Source organism: Microvirga calopogonii (assembly GCF_003347665.1).
GTDB lineage: Bacteria > Pseudomonadota > Alphaproteobacteria > Rhizobiales > Beijerinckiaceae > Microvirga > Microvirga calopogonii.
In genome coordinates, this window is sequence record NZ_QDGA01000001.1 from 148,409 (window position 1) to 164,544 (window position 16,136).

Annotated in this window: 17 protein-coding genes and 1 tRNA gene; 6 read left to right on the top strand and 12 right to left on the bottom strand. The window is 62.2% G+C overall.

Annotated elements, in window-relative coordinates:
- The first annotated feature begins 192 nt into the window (after nucleotides 1-192).
- Nucleotides 193-268, top strand: a tRNA-Lys gene (locus tag DDF70_RS00615).
- A 147-nt stretch (nucleotides 269-415) separates the two neighbouring features.
- Here DDF70_RS00615 and DDF70_RS00620 read toward each other — a convergent pair.
- Together DDF70_RS00620 and DDF70_RS00625 are read right to left on the bottom strand one after the other, a co-directional pair.
- The gene (locus DDF70_RS00620) at nucleotides 416-1,495 is read right to left on the bottom strand and encodes an IS630 family transposase (RefSeq protein ID WP_114942934.1); all 1,080 of its coding nucleotides are present in this window, start codon (nucleotides 1,493-1,495) and stop codon (nucleotides 416-418) included.
- Nucleotides 1,496-1,617: 122 nt separating this feature from the next.
- Entirely contained in the window at nucleotides 1,618-3,180 is a 1,563-nt protein-coding gene (locus DDF70_RS00625) for a 2-isopropylmalate synthase (RefSeq protein WP_114942935.1), read from the bottom strand.
- A 420-nt stretch (nucleotides 3,181-3,600) separates the two neighbouring features.
- Here DDF70_RS00625 and DDF70_RS00635 point away from each other — a divergent pair, with 420 nt between their 5' ends.
- A complete protein-coding gene (locus DDF70_RS00635) occupies nucleotides 3,601-3,924 on the top strand; it encodes a hypothetical protein (RefSeq protein ID WP_114942937.1) in 324 nt (107 codons plus the stop codon).
- Between the two features lie 38 nt (nucleotides 3,925-3,962).
- On the opposite strand, the gene DDF70_RS00640 is transcribed toward DDF70_RS00635, so the two are convergent.
- The 6 genes from DDF70_RS00640 to pdxY form a co-directional block, all read right to left on the bottom strand.
- Nucleotides 3,963-4,679, bottom strand: coding sequence for an NUDIX hydrolase (locus DDF70_RS00640; protein WP_114942938.1), 717 nt, complete (start codon nucleotides 4,677-4,679; stop codon nucleotides 3,963-3,965).
- Nucleotides 4,676-5,581, bottom strand: a complete 906-nt coding sequence (locus DDF70_RS00645) for a PhzF family phenazine biosynthesis protein (protein ID WP_114942939.1) — start codon at nucleotides 5,579-5,581, stop codon at nucleotides 4,676-4,678. Before DDF70_RS00645 ends, DDF70_RS00640 begins: the two co-directional genes overlap by 4 nt.
- Before the next feature lie 350 nt (nucleotides 5,582-5,931).
- Entirely contained in the window at nucleotides 5,932-6,954 is a 1,023-nt protein-coding gene (locus DDF70_RS00650; protein ID WP_114942940.1) for an ABC transporter substrate-binding protein, read from the bottom strand.
- Nucleotides 6,955-6,990: 36 nt separating this feature from the next.
- Nucleotides 6,991-7,782 carry an ABC transporter permease gene (locus tag DDF70_RS00655; protein WP_114942941.1) on the bottom strand — a complete coding sequence of 264 codons (792 nt, stop codon included), beginning with the start codon at nucleotides 7,780-7,782 and terminating at the stop codon, nucleotides 6,991-6,993.
- Nucleotides 7,782-8,594 (bottom strand): ABC transporter ATP-binding protein, encoded by an 813-nt coding sequence (locus DDF70_RS00660; RefSeq protein WP_114942942.1) that lies wholly within the window; start codon nucleotides 8,592-8,594, stop codon nucleotides 7,782-7,784. Before DDF70_RS00660 ends, DDF70_RS00655 begins: the two co-directional genes overlap by 1 nt.
- Before the next feature lie 137 nt (nucleotides 8,595-8,731).
- Nucleotides 8,732-9,580 (bottom strand): pyridoxal kinase PdxY, encoded by an 849-nt coding sequence (pdxY, locus tag DDF70_RS00665; RefSeq protein ID WP_114942943.1) that lies wholly within the window; start codon nucleotides 9,578-9,580, stop codon nucleotides 8,732-8,734.
- Nucleotides 9,581-9,734: 154 nt separating this feature from the next.
- On the opposite strand from pdxY, the gene DDF70_RS00670 reads away from it, so the two are divergent.
- The 3 genes from DDF70_RS00670 (at nucleotide 9,735) to DDF70_RS36310 (ending at nucleotide 10,935) form a co-directional block, all read left to right on the top strand.
- Nucleotides 9,735-10,256, top strand: a complete 522-nt coding sequence (locus tag DDF70_RS00670; RefSeq protein WP_114942944.1) for a DedA family protein — start codon at nucleotides 9,735-9,737, stop codon at nucleotides 10,254-10,256.
- Nucleotides 10,257-10,320: 64 nt separating this feature from the next.
- Nucleotides 10,321-10,476: a hypothetical protein gene (locus DDF70_RS36305; protein WP_162820167.1), complete on the top strand. Its 156-nt coding sequence runs from the start codon at nucleotides 10,321-10,323 to the stop codon at nucleotides 10,474-10,476.
- A 258-nt stretch (nucleotides 10,477-10,734) separates the two neighbouring features.
- Complete coding sequence (locus DDF70_RS36310) at nucleotides 10,735-10,935, top strand: hypothetical protein (protein ID WP_162820168.1); 201 nt, start codon at nucleotides 10,735-10,737, stop codon at nucleotides 10,933-10,935.
- 119 nt (nucleotides 10,936-11,054) lie between these two features.
- Here the strand turns inward: DDF70_RS36310 and ilvC are convergent, their stop codons facing one another.
- Nucleotides 11,055-12,074 (bottom strand): ketol-acid reductoisomerase, encoded by a 1,020-nt coding sequence (ilvC, locus tag DDF70_RS00680; protein ID WP_114942946.1) that lies wholly within the window; start codon nucleotides 12,072-12,074, stop codon nucleotides 11,055-11,057.
- A 277-nt stretch (nucleotides 12,075-12,351) separates the two neighbouring features.
- Here ilvC and DDF70_RS00685 point away from each other — a divergent pair, with 277 nt between their 5' ends.
- A complete protein-coding gene (locus DDF70_RS00685) occupies nucleotides 12,352-12,897 on the top strand; it encodes a DUF924 family protein (RefSeq protein WP_114942947.1) in 546 nt (181 codons plus the stop codon).
- 3 nt (nucleotides 12,898-12,900) lie between these two features.
- Here DDF70_RS00685 and ilvN read toward each other — a convergent pair whose 3' ends face one another.
- From ilvN to DDF70_RS00700, 3 genes are read right to left on the bottom strand one after another with little or no spacing between them, the layout of a single operon-like run.
- Nucleotides 12,901-13,446, bottom strand: coding sequence for an acetolactate synthase small subunit (gene ilvN / locus DDF70_RS00690; RefSeq protein ID WP_114942948.1), 546 nt, complete (start codon nucleotides 13,444-13,446; stop codon nucleotides 12,901-12,903).
- A 29-nt stretch (nucleotides 13,447-13,475) separates the two neighbouring features.
- Entirely contained in the window at nucleotides 13,476-14,156 is a 681-nt protein-coding gene (locus tag DDF70_RS00695; RefSeq protein WP_114942949.1) for a glutathione S-transferase family protein, read from the bottom strand.
- Between the two features lie 17 nt (nucleotides 14,157-14,173).
- Nucleotides 14,174-15,946 carry an acetolactate synthase 3 large subunit gene (locus DDF70_RS00700; protein ID WP_114942950.1) on the bottom strand — a complete coding sequence of 591 codons (1,773 nt, stop codon included), beginning with the start codon at nucleotides 15,944-15,946 and terminating at the stop codon, nucleotides 14,174-14,176.
- Nucleotides 15,947-16,136 lie beyond the last annotated feature (190 nt).

Below are 16,136 nucleotides of genomic sequence, written 5' to 3' on the forward strand. Positions count from 1 at the left end.
GAAAGCCTGACCGTTCCTCCAGGGTGGAGAATGGTATGAAAAGCCACAGGCGGGGGCTCGGCACCGGCATCCCGCAAAAACTGCGATGGGATGCAAAAAACCTCGTCAAACAGGCTAGACAGGGGCCAAGCGGTTTGTTACACGCACGGCCTCTTCAGCGGACATCGCGCCGCTGAAGAGCGCTACGGCGACGGGTGTGTAGCTCAGTTGGTAGAGCAGCTGACTCTTAATCAGCGGGTCCAAGGTTCGAATCCTTGCACACCCACCAATCTCTTCAAAAATCGAGTTCGAAGGGCGCAAGGCGGCCGGCCTGCGCGACAGCTGAGCCGCGCTCGACGGGATCGAACCCTTAGCGGCCAATATTCTTGTTATCTCGAAATATTCCACCCTTCTCGCTGCTTATTGCAATCGTCCCCTAGTGTTGTGACTCTAACGCTTGTTTCGCACGGGCAACCTTTTCCAGGATCGCTGAGGCCGGGGCGGTCCAGACAAAAGGTTTGGGATCGGCATTGTGGTGCTCCAGGTAGTCCATGATTGCGCTCTCCAGGTCGGGCACGCTCGTGAAGGCGCCCCGCCGGATGCGCTCCTGCGTGATCAGGGCAAAGAAGCGCTCGACTAGGTTGAGCCACAAAGCCGAAGTCGGGGTGAAGTGCAGATGAAAGCGCGGATGCTTTGCCAGCCAAGCCTTCACCTTCGGGTGCTTGTGGGTGGCATAGTTGTCCACGATCAGGTGCAGGTCGAGGTGCCGTGGCGTGGCCCGGTTGATCTCGCGCAGGAAGCGCAGAAACTCCTGATGACGATGCCGCTTCATGCAGGTGCCCAGAACTGTGCCAGTCGCCACATCAAGAGCGGCAAACAGGGTCGTGGTGCCATGTCGTTTGTAGTCGTGCGTCATTGTGCCGGCACGGCCCTTCTTGAGCGGCAGACCCGGCTGGGTGCGGTCGAGCGCCTGGATCTGAGATTTCTCGTCAACCGCGAGAACCAGGGCTTTGTCCGGCGGATCAAGATACAGGCCGACCACGTCCTGGACCTTCTCGACAAAGTGCTTGTCGGTGGAGAGCTTGAACGTCTTGACCAGATGCGGCTTGAGGCCGTGCGCGTGCCAGATCCGCTGCACGCTGGTGTGGGACAGGCCCACGGCAGCCGCCAGGGAGCGCACGCTCCACTGGGTCGCCCGTGGCGGCTTTTCGTGCAAGGTCATGTCGACCACCCGCTGGATCACCGCGGCCGTGAGGGGCTTGCGCCCCGGCGGGCGAGTGGCGTCCTTGAGAAGCCCCTCCACACCCGCCTGCACATAGCGGCGGCGCCAGCGCCGCACCGTCAGAGTGCTCGTGCCGACGCGGGCGGCCACCTCGGTGGCGCGCAGGCCCTCGCCAGCCAGCAGAACAATCTGAGCCCGCCAGACCACCTTCTGGGGCGTGTTGCGGTCACGGACCAGGGTCTCCAGGCACTCCCGATCGGCGGCGGGAACCTCAATGCGTTCGATCTTGCCCATCCAGGCAGCATCGCACAGCCCACCAGATTTCGGAATCACCCGTCAGTGACAGAACACTAGCGAAGGATTGCGCGTCCTTACATCCCCGGCTCGCGCCGGGGATGCATCAGGATGAAAGAGCGTTACTCCGCCGCGTGCTGGGCGTGCAAGCGCGCGCCGCGGCTCATGAGCTTGTTCAGGGCACCCAGATAGGCCTGGGCCGAGGCGACCAGGGTGTCTGGATCCGCGGCCCGGGAGGTGACGCTGCGATTGTCGGCAGAGAGGCGTACCGAAACCTCGGCCTGGGCGTCCGTGCCCTCGGTCACAGCGTGAACCTGATAGAGCTCCAGCACCGCCTCGTGGGGCACGAGTGCCTTGATGGCATTGAAGGTGGCGTCCACCGGGCCGTTGCCCTCCTGCTCCTCGATGACGATCCTGTCGTCGACCTGGAGCCGCATCGTGGCGCGTTGGGGTCCGCGGGTTCCGGCCACGATGTGGAGCGAGACCAGCTTAATGCGGTCATGAGCCGTGGCGATGTTCTGATCGACCAGGGCCTCGATGTCCTCGTCATAGACGTGTTTCTTGCGGTCGGCGAGTTCCTTGAACCGCTCGAAGGCATCCTGGAACTGGTTGTCGGCCAAGCTGTAGCCCAGTTCCTCCAGTTTGTTGCGGAAGGCCGCGCGGCCCGAGTGCTTGCCCATGACCAGGGAGGTCTTGGTAACGCCTACGCTCTCGGGCGTCATGATCTCGTAGGTCTGGGCATTCTTCAGCATGCCGTCCTGATGGATGCCGCTCTCGTGGGCGAAGGCGTTCCGGCCGACGATGGCCTTGTTGTACTGCACCGGGAAGGACGTGGCCGCCGAGGCGAGCTTCGAGGCGCGGGTCAGCATGGTGCTCTCGATGCCCGTCTCGTATGGCAGCACGTCGCCGCGGGTGCGGATCGCCATGACGACCTCTTCGAGGGCGGCATTGCCCGCGCGCTCGCCGATGCCGTTGAGGGTGCACTCGATCTGCCGGGCGCCGCCCTCCAGGGCCGCCAGGGAATTGGCGACGGCAAGCCCCAGATCGTTGTGGCAATGGGCCGAGAAGATGGCCTTGTCGGCATTCGGCACGCGCTCGCGGACAGCCCGGAACATGGCGCGGTACTCATCGGGCGTGGCATAGCCCACCGTATCGGGCAGGTTGATGGTGGTGGCCCCGGCCTTGATGGCGGCCTCCACACAGCGGCACAGGTAATCGATAGGCGTACGAGTGGCGTCCATGGCGGACCACTCGATGTCCTCGATCAGGTTGCGCGCCTGGGTCACAGTCTTGGTGATGATCTCTAGAACCTCCTCCTCCGACTTGCGCATCTGGTGCGCCAGATGGATGGGCGAGGTGGACACGAAGGTGTGGATGCGGGGCCGCGCTGCATGGCGCACAGCCTCGCCGGCACGGGCAATGTCGGCCGAGATGGCACGGGCAAGGCCCGCGACAGTGGCCCGTTTGACCTGCTTGGCGATGAGAGAGACGGCCTCGAAGTCGCCGTTGGACGCGATGGGGAAACCCGCCTCGATGATGTCGACGCCCATGGTGTCGAGCAGTTCCGCAACCTCGAGCTTCTCCTCCAGGGTCATGGTGGCGCCGGGGCATTGCTCGCCGTCGCGCAGGGTCGTGTCGAAGATCAGAACGCGGTCCTTGGAGGAGCCGGATACGGAAGAAGTCATGATTCTAGTCCTTCTCGGAGGGAGCGGCCTTTTGCGCTCAAGGTTGTTCCTGCTGTTTCAGAACCCCTGAGAGCCCAGGCGGCAACGCCCAGCCGACCCTCAGGGGCAGCTAAGGAGAAGGAGGCCAAGAAGACGCGCGCGATCGGCCGCGGGAGCGGGTCCGTTCGTCCAGGCGCTGTGGGAGCCGATGATCATCGCTGCCCAATCCTCCTCGGCCGCGGGCGTGAAGCCGCGAACAACGGCCTGTTTGTAACGGGGGTTCACTCCGATGGCAAGCGGTTGAAACAAACGAAAAGACAAAGCTCGACTAACGTATGGCTTATGACTCCGGACAGGTAAGGACTGGTCTGCGGGGAAAACGCCCTAGATCGGATCAAGCTTAACCTTTATCCCTCGCCATCACCGATCCAGGAGTGTTTCATGAGACTTGCGATCCGATCCCTGTGCCTAATGGGATTGCTGGCACTGCCGCTCGCCGCCTGCAACCAGACCGTCTCGGCTCCGGCCAGCGCGGGTGTCTCGCCGTCCGGCTTCCGCATGCCGGAAGGGGCGGGCTGCAAGGGCGAGATCGACCGCTACCGGGCCGTGATGAGCAACGACCTTGCCATGGGGCACGTGAACCAGTCGGTCTATAACCAAGTCGAGCGGGAACTCGGGCCGGCCGACGCTGCCTGTGCCGGCGGGCGTGATGCCGAAGCCGTGCGCATCGTCCATGCCACCAAGACCCGCCACGGCTATCGCTGATCAGTGCATTCGGTAGGGCCTGAAAGCCGATTCCACTTTCAGGCCGGATGCTCGAACACCCAGCCGAAGAAGGATTGCAGGAAGAGCGGCATCCGTTCCGGGTCGATATCCTCCGCCCCACGAACAACCCGCACATCCTGCAATTCCGGCTCGTCCTGGGCCGCAATGTTGGCGCGGATCCTCGCCGCGCCCTCCTCGGCGGTCATCGGCAGCGTCACCATCCGCAGGAGCGCGATGGTCGGCCAGCGCTGGACGATGATCCATTCGTCATCCACATGGTAATCGCCGTCCGTAAGACCTGTCTCCTCAGCAAGCTCCCGCGTGAGGCTGGTGGCAAGATCGACCGTGCCGTCCGGCCTCAGATCGGTTGGATCCGGCGTTCCGGCCGCGAAATAGACCCGGCCCGCATTGGTCGTACCGTCTCCCATGACTCCGCAGATGAAGGCCCCGTCGGAGCCTCGCAGTGCCCCCATGGCGAAACCGTTGGCGATGGCCGGGTCAGGATAGTCCCTGTCGATCCAGCCGAGGAAATCCGCGTAGTCGACCTCGAAATAGATGTTGCGGCACAGATCCTGCTCGAACTGAACATCCTGGAGCAGGAGCACCCGCCCGTTGAACATCTGCGGCTTGCCCGCCGTGCGGCGCTTCCAATTCTCGGCGATGAAGTCCCGGTTCTGCTTGGGCCAGGCCCAATCCAACGGACGGCAGAACGCCTCGACGCGGGTGACCCGCCTGATCTGGGGCGTCCGGTTCACGACAGGATCTCGCCGCGGCTCACCATCACGGCTCCGCCCCCGATCTCTACCGAGGTCAGGGCTCCCCCCTTGATCACCATCTGCAGGGCGATTTCGCTCGGACGCCCCATCTCGACGCCCTGCTCGATGACGATATTGTGCTCGCCATCGCCCAGAGGCTCGCATTGCATGAGAGCGCCCGCGAAGGCGGCCGCAGCCGAGCCGGTCGCCGGGTCCTCGGCAACGCCCATGCCGGCACCGTACATGCGCGCGCGAAACCTCAGCCCCTCCGCATCCGGAACGCGGGCATAGACGTAGGCGGCCGGGTGATCGCTGTCGCCAAAGGCCTTATCGAAGGCTTCCGCATGCGGCTTGGAACGTGCCAACGCCTCCAGGGACGCGACAGGAACGAGATCGTAAGCTACGCCGGCTGAATGACGGCTCGGAATATGCTGGCCGAAACCGATCTCGGTCGGATCGAGGCCGAGCGCCCAGGCGCAATCGGCGCTCTCCTTGCCCTCGCCCCAGACGAAGGGCAGGCGCGGCAGGCGGAACCGTGCCGTGCCCCCCGTCGCATTCTCTACCTCGACCGCGCAGGGAACGATGCCGACCTGCTCCTTCAGACCGAAGGCTGCCGCGCCCGGCTGGCCATTCTGATCGAGAAGCGCCAACAGCACCGCTGTGCCCACGGTCGGGTGCCCGGCGAAGGGAAGCTCACGGGCCGGCGTGAAGATGCGGATATCCGCGCGCTGGCGCGGCTCGGAAGGTGGGAAGACGAAGACGGTCTCGGAGAGATTCAATTCCTTTGCGATGCGTTGCATCCCGTCCGTGTCCAACCCTTCGGCTTCCAGTACGACCGCCAGCGGATTTCCGGCGAAGCGCTGGGATGTGAAAACGTCGAGGGTGACAAAGCGACGGGACATGCGGATCAGACCTCTTCGGGAGCATTCGGGAACACGAGACCACCGATTCTTCAGCACCGGATGAGGTACCGTAGGGCGACCTCCTGTCAACTGAACGCGCGTAATCGCCCTTGAGGAGACAATGTCTTCCTGCGCAAAAACCTGAAAGTCTGGCCCATAAATCTCGCCCGTCTTCCTGAGAAGCAGCGAAGCTGCGTCTCGAAGGAGGGTCCAGAGAGCACCGGAAGCGCCCTCGTGCCCGGACATCGTCCGGGCCTCGAGATGGTCGCTCTGCGACCTCCTCAGGTTGAGGGCTTAGGATTGTGCGGGCTTTGAACCAGACTCTAAGGAAGTCGGCACGGAAAGCCTGACTAAATCGCCGCCTGCCGCACGAAGCGGTCGTTGAAGGTTGCGGCGAGATCGACCTTGGCATCCTTCAACTCCGGATCGAGCTGACGCAGCATGTCGAGCACGCTCTGCATGCCGCTCATCTGAATGATGCCGTCGCGCGAATAGCTTTCCAGCGAGTTCTGCACAGCCTTGAGATAGAGCGGCTTGTCTCCCAGGTAGTATTCTTCCGGCACCGTTGCGGCGACATCCTCCGGCTTTGCACTCTGGAGCCACTTCAGCGTCTTCACGAAGGCATTGACGAGACGTTGCACGGTCTGCGGATTCTTCTCGATGAAATCCTTTTTCGTGTAGAGCGTCGCGGCAGGATTCGAGCCACCGAAGAGTTGGCGGGTTCCCGCCTCGGTACGGGTATCGATGAGGATCTGAATGTCCCCATCGGCCTCGAGCTTGGCGATGACCGGATCAAGATGGGAGATCACGTCAATCTCGCCCTTCTGCATGGCAGCCACCGCGCTGGCACCGGAACCGACGCCGATGATGGCGGCATCGGACGGCTTGAGGCCCGCCTTCACCATGGCATATTGGGCGGTGAGAGCCGTCGAGGATCCCGGCGCGGTAACGCCGATCTTGAGGCCTTTGAAGTCGGCAGCCGACTTGATCTGTCCGGCCTTGTCCTTCTTCGCCGCGATCACGATAGCCGGGAAGCGGCCGAGTTCGGTGACGGCCACCACATCTTGGCCCTTGGCCTGCATCCGGATCGTGTGCTCATAGGCTCCCGTCACCACATCGACGGAGCCACCGATGAGGGCCTGCAGGGATTTCGCGCCGCCGCCGAAATCGTTGATCTCGACCTCGAGCCCTTGCTCCTTGAAGAAGCCTTTGCGCTCCGCGATGGTGAGCGGGAGGTAGTAGAGCAGCGGCTTGCCACCGACACCGAGCGTCACTTTCGCCTTCTCCGGCGCTCCCTGTGCAAAGGCGTTCGGACCCAAAGCGGCAGCCAGTCCGAGCGCTCCGGCGCTTTTCAGAAAAGTACGGCGTTCCATGGCGCTTCTCCCTGTTTTGATAGGTCGTTATAAATCTTACGTTCGCGCGGCCAGGGACGTCTGCGGCCGCCAAACGAGGAAGCTGTTCTCGATCCTTGTCACGAGCATGTCGATGAGGATGACGAAGACGGAGAGGATCAGCATGCCGGCGAAGACGCCCGTCACGTCGAAGACGCTCTCGGCCTCATGGATCTTGTAGCCGAGGCCGGCGGACGACCCGAGATATTCTCCGACGACGGCGCCGACGAGAGCAAAACCCACCGAGGTGTGAAGGGACGAAAACACCCAGGTCAATGCCGATGGCCAATAGACATGCCGGAGCAGTTGACGCTCGTTCATGCCAAGCATCCGTGCATTGGCGAGCACGACGGGCGATACTTCGCGAACGCCCTGATACACGTTGAAGAACACGATGAAGAACACGAGCGTGAAGCCGAGCGCCACTTTCGACCAGATGCCGAGCCCGAACCAGAGGGCGAAGATCGGAGCGAGCACCACGCGCGGCAGCGCATTCGCGGCCTTGATGTAAGGATCGAAGACCGCGGCAAGCAGTTCCTTCCTGGCGAACAGGAACCCGAAGATGATGCCTCCGCCTGCGCCGATCAGAAAGGCCAGGATGGTCTCGACCAGCGTGATCCAGAGATGACCCCAGATCTCCCCGCTCGCGAACAACGTCCAGCATCGCTTCAGGACATCGAGCGGCGTCGAGAAGAAGAATTGGACCTGCTTGGGCGTTCCCGAGATCGGATAGACGGTCAGAACGTGCCACAGCATAAGGAAGACCAATCCCACGCCGATCTGGAGGACTGTCAGTTTCAGGCGCGGCATCACGCTCCCTCCCCCTGGCTGTAGGCCTTTTGAACCTCGACGCGCAGGCTCGCCCAGATCTCTTTATGAATGTGGTGGAACGTCGGCTCCATGCGCACTTCCGCGATGTCGCGCGGGCGCGGCAGCTCCACTGAGAAATCACCGATGATCCGCGCGGCAGGGCCGGCCGACATCAGAACCACGCGGTCGGCCAAGGCGATGGCTTCTTCCAGATCATGCGTGACGAACATCACCGCCTTGCGGTCCGCCGCCCACAGGTCCAAAAGCAGATTGCCCATGATCTGCCGTGTCTGAGCATCGAGAGGCCCAAAGGGCTCGTCCATCAGAAGAATCTCGGGATCGCGGATCAGGACCTGCGCGAGCGCCACGCGCTTGCGCTGCCCGCCGGAGAGCATGTGAGGGTAGCGGTCGACGAACGCCGAGAGGCCGACGCGTCCGAGCCACTCCTTCGCACGCTGCAAGGCGTCGCTGCGCGAAACGCCTTTCGACTCAAGCGCGACCGCCACGTTGTCGAGGGCCGTCTTCCACGGCATCAGCGCGTCCTGCTGGAAGAGATAACCGGCGCGCAGATTGAGGCTCGAAAGATCGCTTCCGAAGATCCTCACACCACCGGCTGACGGCTTCAGCAGTCCGGCTGCGGCGTTCAGGATGGTGGACTTGCCCGATCCCGTCGGTCCCACGATCGCTACGAATTCGCCCGGGCGAACCGAGAGATCGATGCCGCTGACAGCCGTGTAACCACCCACTTTTGGTCCGAACGTGATGGCAACATCGTTGAGCGCCACCGCCGCGAGGGAGGTTGCCTGATCCATTCCGCTCCTCATGACCCTTCGTTAGGACGGCATTCTAGGACCGCCTGAAGAAGGATCGCAAGGCAGGCCGCCTTCGCCCTTCGGCCTATTGGCACCTGACGGGTGTACCGAATCAGGCCTGATGGCTCGGTACCGCCCTAAACCTCTGCTGTCTCGAAATGGTGTGAGGGGGAAACGAATTCATCCTGCGCCGCGATGGTCAGGATCTCACGGGATCCCGCCTCCTCCGTGCGCTTGAGCAACCCATAGATGGAGGCCGAGGCCTCGGCCAAGGCCGTCGGAGCCGAGCGCGAGCGGGCATAATGAACGAAGAAGAGTGCCGCGATGGCATCCCCTGCCCCGTTCACGGACAGCGACAGCTTCGGCGTCCGCACACGCCAGAACCGTCCGCCTTCGCCGGCAAGGAGATCGACGCTGTCGGCGGGCGTTTCCTTCGTTTCGACCGAGGTCACGAGCATGACCGAGGGACCCAAAGCCTGCACGATCGATATGGCCTGCTTCACGTCATCCAGGGACTGCGTCGTGATGCCGGACAGGTAATCCAACTCGAACTGGTTCGGCGTAATGATGTCGGCGGCGGGCACGGCCTGTTCGCGCATGAATTCCGGGATGCCCGGCCGCACGAACACGCCGCGGCCCACGTCGCCGATGACCGGATCGCAACAATAGAGAGCCTCCGGATTGAGAGCGCGCACCCGCGCCACAGCCGAGAGGATCGCGTTGCCGATATCGGCTGAACCCATGTAGCCCGACAGAACGCCATCGCAGCGGGCCAGCACGCCCCGCTCCGCAATGCCTTCCACGAGGTCTTCGATGGCCGGCCCGTCGAAGACGCGTCCCTTCCAGGAACCGTAGCCGGTATGGTTGGAGAATTGCACCGTGTGAATGGGCCAGACCTCGACGCCGAGGCGCTGCATTGGAAAGACCGCGGAGGCGTTACCCACATGGCCGTAGGCGACATGGGATTGGATCGAGAGAACATTCATGGTTCAGGCCCCTTTCACTCTCCGGTTAGCGCAACAGCCGTCCCGCTACAAATCGCCTAATGTGATCACATTCATCACAGGGGCCATTGGTTCTTGAGAGGACAGGCCATATTGACCCTGTCATCCGAACAACCACAGGACATTCAACGGCGCCATGGACATCGAGTTTCTGAAGACCAGCATCCTGGAATTCGTGCAGAACCATAAGAGCTATGCACCCTTCGTCCTCGCGCTCATGACCTTCGTCGAGTCCCTCGCCTTCGTTTCCCTCCTGCTACCCACCATGACGATCCTCATCGCCCTGGGTTTTGTCCTGGCGGCCGCCGAGATCCCGTTCTGGATGGCTTGGTCCGGCGCCGTCTGCGGCGCCTTCCTCGGCAACTGGCTGTCCTACGCCATCGGTCAGCGTTTCAAGAAGACGGCCTATGAAGTCTGGCCCCTGTCCCGCCACCCGAAGCTGATCGCAAGAGGCGAGAGTTTCTTCCAGCGCTTTGGCCCCTGGGCAGTCTTCCTGGGCCGGTTCTTCGGCCCGATCCGTGCCGTCATCGCGCTGATCGCGGGCATCTTCCTCATGCCGCAGATCCTGTTTCAGGCCGCGAACCTGGCATCGGCGTCCGTCTGGGCCTTCGTGATCCTCGCGCCCGGCGCAGGTCTCGCGCATTTCCTGCTGTGGTAGGTGGGCGCAGCCGGGAACCCAGTGTTGCAGGGGTCATTAACCCCGATCAACAAGGAGGCTACCCATGGGCAAAGGCAAGATGAACGGCGACAACTCCGGCGAGAGCAAGAAGCATCCCGGTGACCATATCCGCGGCTCGGGCGGTACCATGAAGAACCGCGTCGATCCCGGCAAGCAGGACAACAACAAGGCGCAGAACACGAAGAGCAACAAGCAGTAACAAATCCGGCAGCTCACTGAGTCTTGGGCTGCCACTCCCCTTTATTTCCAGAGGTGGCAGCAGCCATCCGCAATGATAATCGATAAGATATATCATTTCGGAAACATCGTTGTGACACTTCCATCCTCTGGCTCTTACGAAGACCTTCATGTCGTTGCGTCTCCGGACAGCGCAACCAGTCCCCTGACAACCGGCTTGCCGGCGGCATGGTGGCCATCGGTGGGCGGCGCAACGTCTTTCGCTTTTTCGATCTTCTGGATGCTGGAGAGCTGGGAAGAAGCCCGGCCATTGCTGGGTCCGACGAAGGTCAACCATCTGACGCAAGGTCTCGCCGGCCCTCTGGCAACCCTTCTCTGCTCCTACGGCATCTACCGCTTCTGGACGGAACGATCCGAGACGATCGGCATCGTTCTCGGCGCTCTCTTGGCGGCGGCGACCATGATACTGCACCGTATGTGACTGAATAGAGCCGTGATGCCGTAGCGCTTGCTTGCACATGGTGTTCATGGATACAAAAAAGCCTCGAAGGGATCCCTTCGAGGCTCTGGCATAGACCGGACGTGCCGTCTGGAATGGCCTTAGTTCCGGCTCTTGTCGACGAGCGCCTTTTCCTTGATCCAAGGCATCATGTCGCGCAGACGGGCGCCGACATCCTCGATGGGATGGGCGGCGTTGCGGGCACGGGTCGCCTTGAAGGAGGTCTGATTGACCTTGTTCTCCAGCATCCAGTCGCGGGTGAACTTGCCGCTCTGGATGTCTTCCAGAACGCGCTTCATCTCCGCCTTCGTCTCGGCCGTGATGATGCGCGGGCCGGTGACGTATTCGCCGTACTCGGCCGTGTTGGAGATCGAGTAGTTCATGTTGGCGATGCCGCCCTCGTAGATGAGGTCAACGATCAGCTTCACTTCGTGGAGGCACTCGAAATAGGCCATCTCGGGGGCGTAGCCCGCCTCGACCAGGGTCTCGAAGCCCGCCTTGATGAGCTCCACGAGACCGCCGCAGAGCACCACCTGCTCACCGAAGAGGTCGGTCTCGCATTCTTCCTTGAAGGTGGTCTCGATGATGCCGGCGCGGCCGCCGCCATTGGCGGAGGCATAGGAAAGCGCGATGTCGTGGGCGTTGCCCGTGGCGTCCTGGTGGATCGCGATGAGGGTCGGCACGCCGCCGCCACGCTGGTACTCGGAGCGCACCGTGTGGCCGGGGCCCTTCGGGGCGACCATGAGCACGTCGAGATCCTTGCGGGGCTCGATGAGGTTGAAATGAACGTTGAGGCCGTGGGCGAAGAGCAGCGCCGCGCCCTGCTTCATGTTGTCGTGAAGTTCGTTGCGGTAGATATCGGCCTGCAGCTCGTCGGGGGTCAGCATCATGACCACGTCGGCCCACTTGGCCGCCTCGGCCACGTCCATGACCTTGAGGCCGGCCTTCTCGGCCTTGGCCACGGAGGGCGAGCCCTTGCGGAGGGCCACGACGATGTCCTTCACGCCGGAATCGCGCAGGTTCAGGGTATGGGCGTGGCCCTGGCTGCCGTAGCCGACGATGGCAACCTTCTTGCCCTTGATCAGATTGATGTCTGCGTCGCGATCGTAATAGACACGCATGGTCCTCAAGTCCCTTATCTCAAAGGGGGCTTTCCCCCGTCCTCGTCTCGTTGCACCGCCCGAAAGGACCTGCGCAACATTTGTTTTATCAGGCGCCGCTTTTAGCGAATAAAACTGCGCTGACAAGTTCTTGTTTGTAGCAAAACTGCGGATCCCGCCTGCACCCAGCGCAAGTCCCCGGATTTTGTCAACAAACGATCCGAGCCCGGAGAGTTCAAACCCCTCTCCCATGCTCTAGATTGGCTTTAATCTTTTGCGCCGAGAAGGACGACACCGCATGCAGCGCCTTGCCACTCCCGACGAAGTCCTCGGTTTCTGGCGCGAAGCCGGACCGGAGAAGTGGTTTTCGAAGGACGACGCCTTCGACCAGGTCTGCCGCGACCGTTTCCTACCCACCTATGAAGCCGCCGCTCGCGGCGATCTCAACGAGTGGGAGCTCACCCCGGAGGGCGCGCTCGCCGTCATTCTCCTCCTCGACCAGTTTCCCCGGAACATGTTCCGGGGCCGACGCGAAACCTACAAAACCGACCCTGTCGCCCTGATGGCCGCGGACCGCGCCATCGAGCGCGGTTTCGACACCAAGGTGGAACCCGAATTCCGCCGGTTCTTCTACCTGCCTTTCATGCACTCAGAGTCCTTGCGGCATCAGGAGCGCTCTGTGCTTCTCAACGAAGCCCTCGGCGAGGATTCCAGCAAGTGGGCGCGCCACCACCACAACATCATCGCCCGCTTTGGTCGTTTTCCCCACCGCAACGCCCTCCTCGGCCGGGAGTCGACGCCGGAGGAGGAAGCGTTCCTGAAGGAGAACGACTTCCGGGGCTGATACTTACAAGATCCCTTCCGCACCACGCGCCATGGCGGCGACCCCGGTGCGGGACACTTCGACCAGTCCGACAGCCGTCATCAGCTTGATGAAGCGCTCGACCTCGTCAGTCGTGCCTGTCAGCTCATAGACGAAGGAGGTCAGCGTCGCGTCCATCGTTCGAGCCCCGAAGGCGGATGCAAGCCGCATCGCTTCCACCCGGTGGTCGCCCTTGCCGACGACCTTCACCAGGCAGAGCTCTCGCTCGACGGCTTCGCCGGTCAGCGTGAGGTCCACGACGCGATGCACGGGGACGAGGCGCTCCAGCTGGCTCTTGATCTGCTGGATGATGCTGTCCGTGCCGGTGGTCACGATCGTGATGCGCGAGATATGGGCCTCGTGCTCCGTCTCGGTGACGGTCAGGCTCTCGATGTTGTAGCCGCGGCCCGAGAACAGGCCCGCGATGCGTGCAAGAACACCCGGCTCGTTGTCGACGACGACGGCGAGCGTATGCCGGTTCGACGGCTCGACGCGGGTCGCATCGGGATAATGGGTTTTCATCTGAAGCATGGTCTGGTTTCCCGAATTCTGATTGGGCTTCAAGCCGCCTTGCGGTAATTCTCGATCGCCTCTTCGTCGATCTCGTCGGCATCGACGATCCACTCCTCCTTCATGGCGGCCGAGCGCCACTCCTGGAAGGTGGGCAGCGACAGGATCGCATCCACATAGGCGCGCGTCGTGGCATCCAGCGCGATGGAATAGGTATCGAGGCGCGTCACGAGCGGCGCATACATGGCATCGGCTGCGGTGAACGAGCCGAAGAGGAAAGGACCGCCAGCGCCGAAACGCTCGCGCGCCTGATGAACGATCTCGCTGAAGCGGGCAACGTCGCGGGCAACGCCTTCGCCCCGGTCCTTCTGCGCGAATTTCTTGCCGAGGTTCATCGGGCATGTGGAGCGCAAGCCCGAAAATCCGGCATGCATCTCCGCTGCGACCGAGCGCGCCATGGCACGAGCTTTCGGATCCGTCGGCCACACCGGCGCCCCATAGGCTTCGCCCACATACTCCATGATGGCGATGGTTTCCCACACGGTCACATCTCCATCGATAAGGATTGGCACCTTGCCCGCCGGCGAGTGCCTGAGCACCTTCGCTTTCGTATCCGGCAGGTCGAGCGGAATGGTGATCTCGTCAAAGGCGACCCCAAGCTGCTTCATCAGCAGCCAGGGACGCAACGACCAGGACGAGTAGCACTTATTGGCGATGACGAGTGTTGGCATGGTTCAGGCTTTCCGCATCAAACAAGCATCTTGCCCTTCTCGTCGATCACGGACCCGATATCGGCTCCGGTCTCACCGAGATAGTCGTTGAGCAGCATCTCGTTATGCGCCTTGCCCGAAGGGATCATCGGGAAGCAGTTCTCGGTCTTGTCGACGATGCAGTCGAAAATAACCGGGCGGTTCACGTTGACCATTTCGAGGATCTTCGCATCGAGATCGCCGGGCTTGTCGCAGCGGATACCGACACCGCCGTAAGCCTCGGCGAGCTTCACGAAATCGGGCAGCGATTCCGAATAGCTCTGCGAGTAACGCCCGCCATGCAGCAACTCCTGCCACTGGCGCACCATGCCCATGTACTCGTTGTTGAGGATAAAGACCTTGATCGGCAGATTATACTGCAGGGCCGTCGACATTTCCTGCAGCATCATCTGGATCGAGGCCTCGCCGGCAATGTCGATCACGAGTGCGTCGGGGTGTGCCAGCTGCGCGCCGACGGCGGCAGGCAATCCGTAGCCCATGGTCCCGTGGCCGCCGGAAGTCATCCAGCGGTTCGGCTCCTCGAACTTGAAGTACTGGGCCGCCCACATCTGGTGCTGCCCCACCTCGGTGGTGACGTAGGTCTCGCGATCCTTGGTCAGCTCATAGAGACGCTGGATCGCGTATTGCGGCTTGATGGTCTCGGTGGAGTTGCGGAACGCGAGGCAGTTGCGGGCACGCCAGCCCTCGATCTTGTTCCACCAATCCTTGATTGCCTCCTTGTCCGGCTGATGAGCGCTCTGGCGCCACAGGCGCAGCATGTCCTCGAGCACGTGGGCGCAATCGCCGACGATCGGGATGTCCACCTTCACCGTCTTGTTGATGGAGGACGGATCGATGTCCACGTGGATGCGCTTGGAGAAAGGCGAGAAGGCATCGAGCCGGCCCGTGATGCGGTCGTCGAAACGCGCCCCGAGATTGATCATCACGTCGCATTCATGCATCGCGAGATTGGCCTCGTAGGTTCCGTGCATGCCGAGCATGCCGAGCCACTGCTTGTCGGAGGCCGGATAAGCGCCGAGACCCATCAGGGTCGAGGTGATGGGAAAGCCTGTGAGTTGCACGAGCTCACGCAGCAGCATCGCGGCGTGAGGCCCCGAATTGATGACGCCGCCGCCCGTGTAGAACACCGGACGCTTGGCATTGGCCATCAGCTCCACCGCTGCGCGGATGTGGTCCATGTCGCCCTTGACGGTCGGACGGTAGGTCTTGTGCTGGTTGCTCAAGGGACGGGCATAGGAGCCGGACTTGAACTGGATGTCCTTCGGCAGATCGACCACGACCGGCCCCGGCCGGCCGTTCTGCGCCACGTAGAACGCCTCGTGCAGGACACGCGGCAGATCCTCGATGGATTTGACCAGGTAGTTGTGCTTCGTGCAGTGGCGGGTGATGCCGACCGTATCGCATTCCTGGAAGGCATCGGAGCCGATGAGATGGGTCGGCACCTGGCCGGTGATGCAGACCAACGGAATGGAATCCATCATCGCGTCGGCAAGCCCCGTGATCGCGTTGGTCGCGCCGGGACCAGATGTCACCAGCACAACGCCCGGCTTACCTGATGAACGGGCATAACCTTCCGCTGCGTGCACCGCCCCCTGCTCGTGGCGGACGAGGACGTGGCGAACCTTGTCCTGGTGGAACAGCGCATCATAGATGGGAAGCACCGCGCCACCCGGATAACCGAAGATATGCTCAACTCCCTGGTCCTGCAGGGCTCGGATCACCATTTCGGCTCCGGTCATCGTCTCGCTCATCTCAAGTGCTCCTCGGGGTCTTTCGCATCACTGTCTTGGAATTCGGGCAATAAAAAAGGCCCCTGTGGGGGCCTGTGCGCCATCGCCGGACCTGCGGGGATCAATCCCGCTCCGTCGATGGCGCTCGTACTACGAGAATAAGCTTGCGCATGGGGGCAGCTCTCGGTTCAAAAGTTGCGCTGACGCTAAA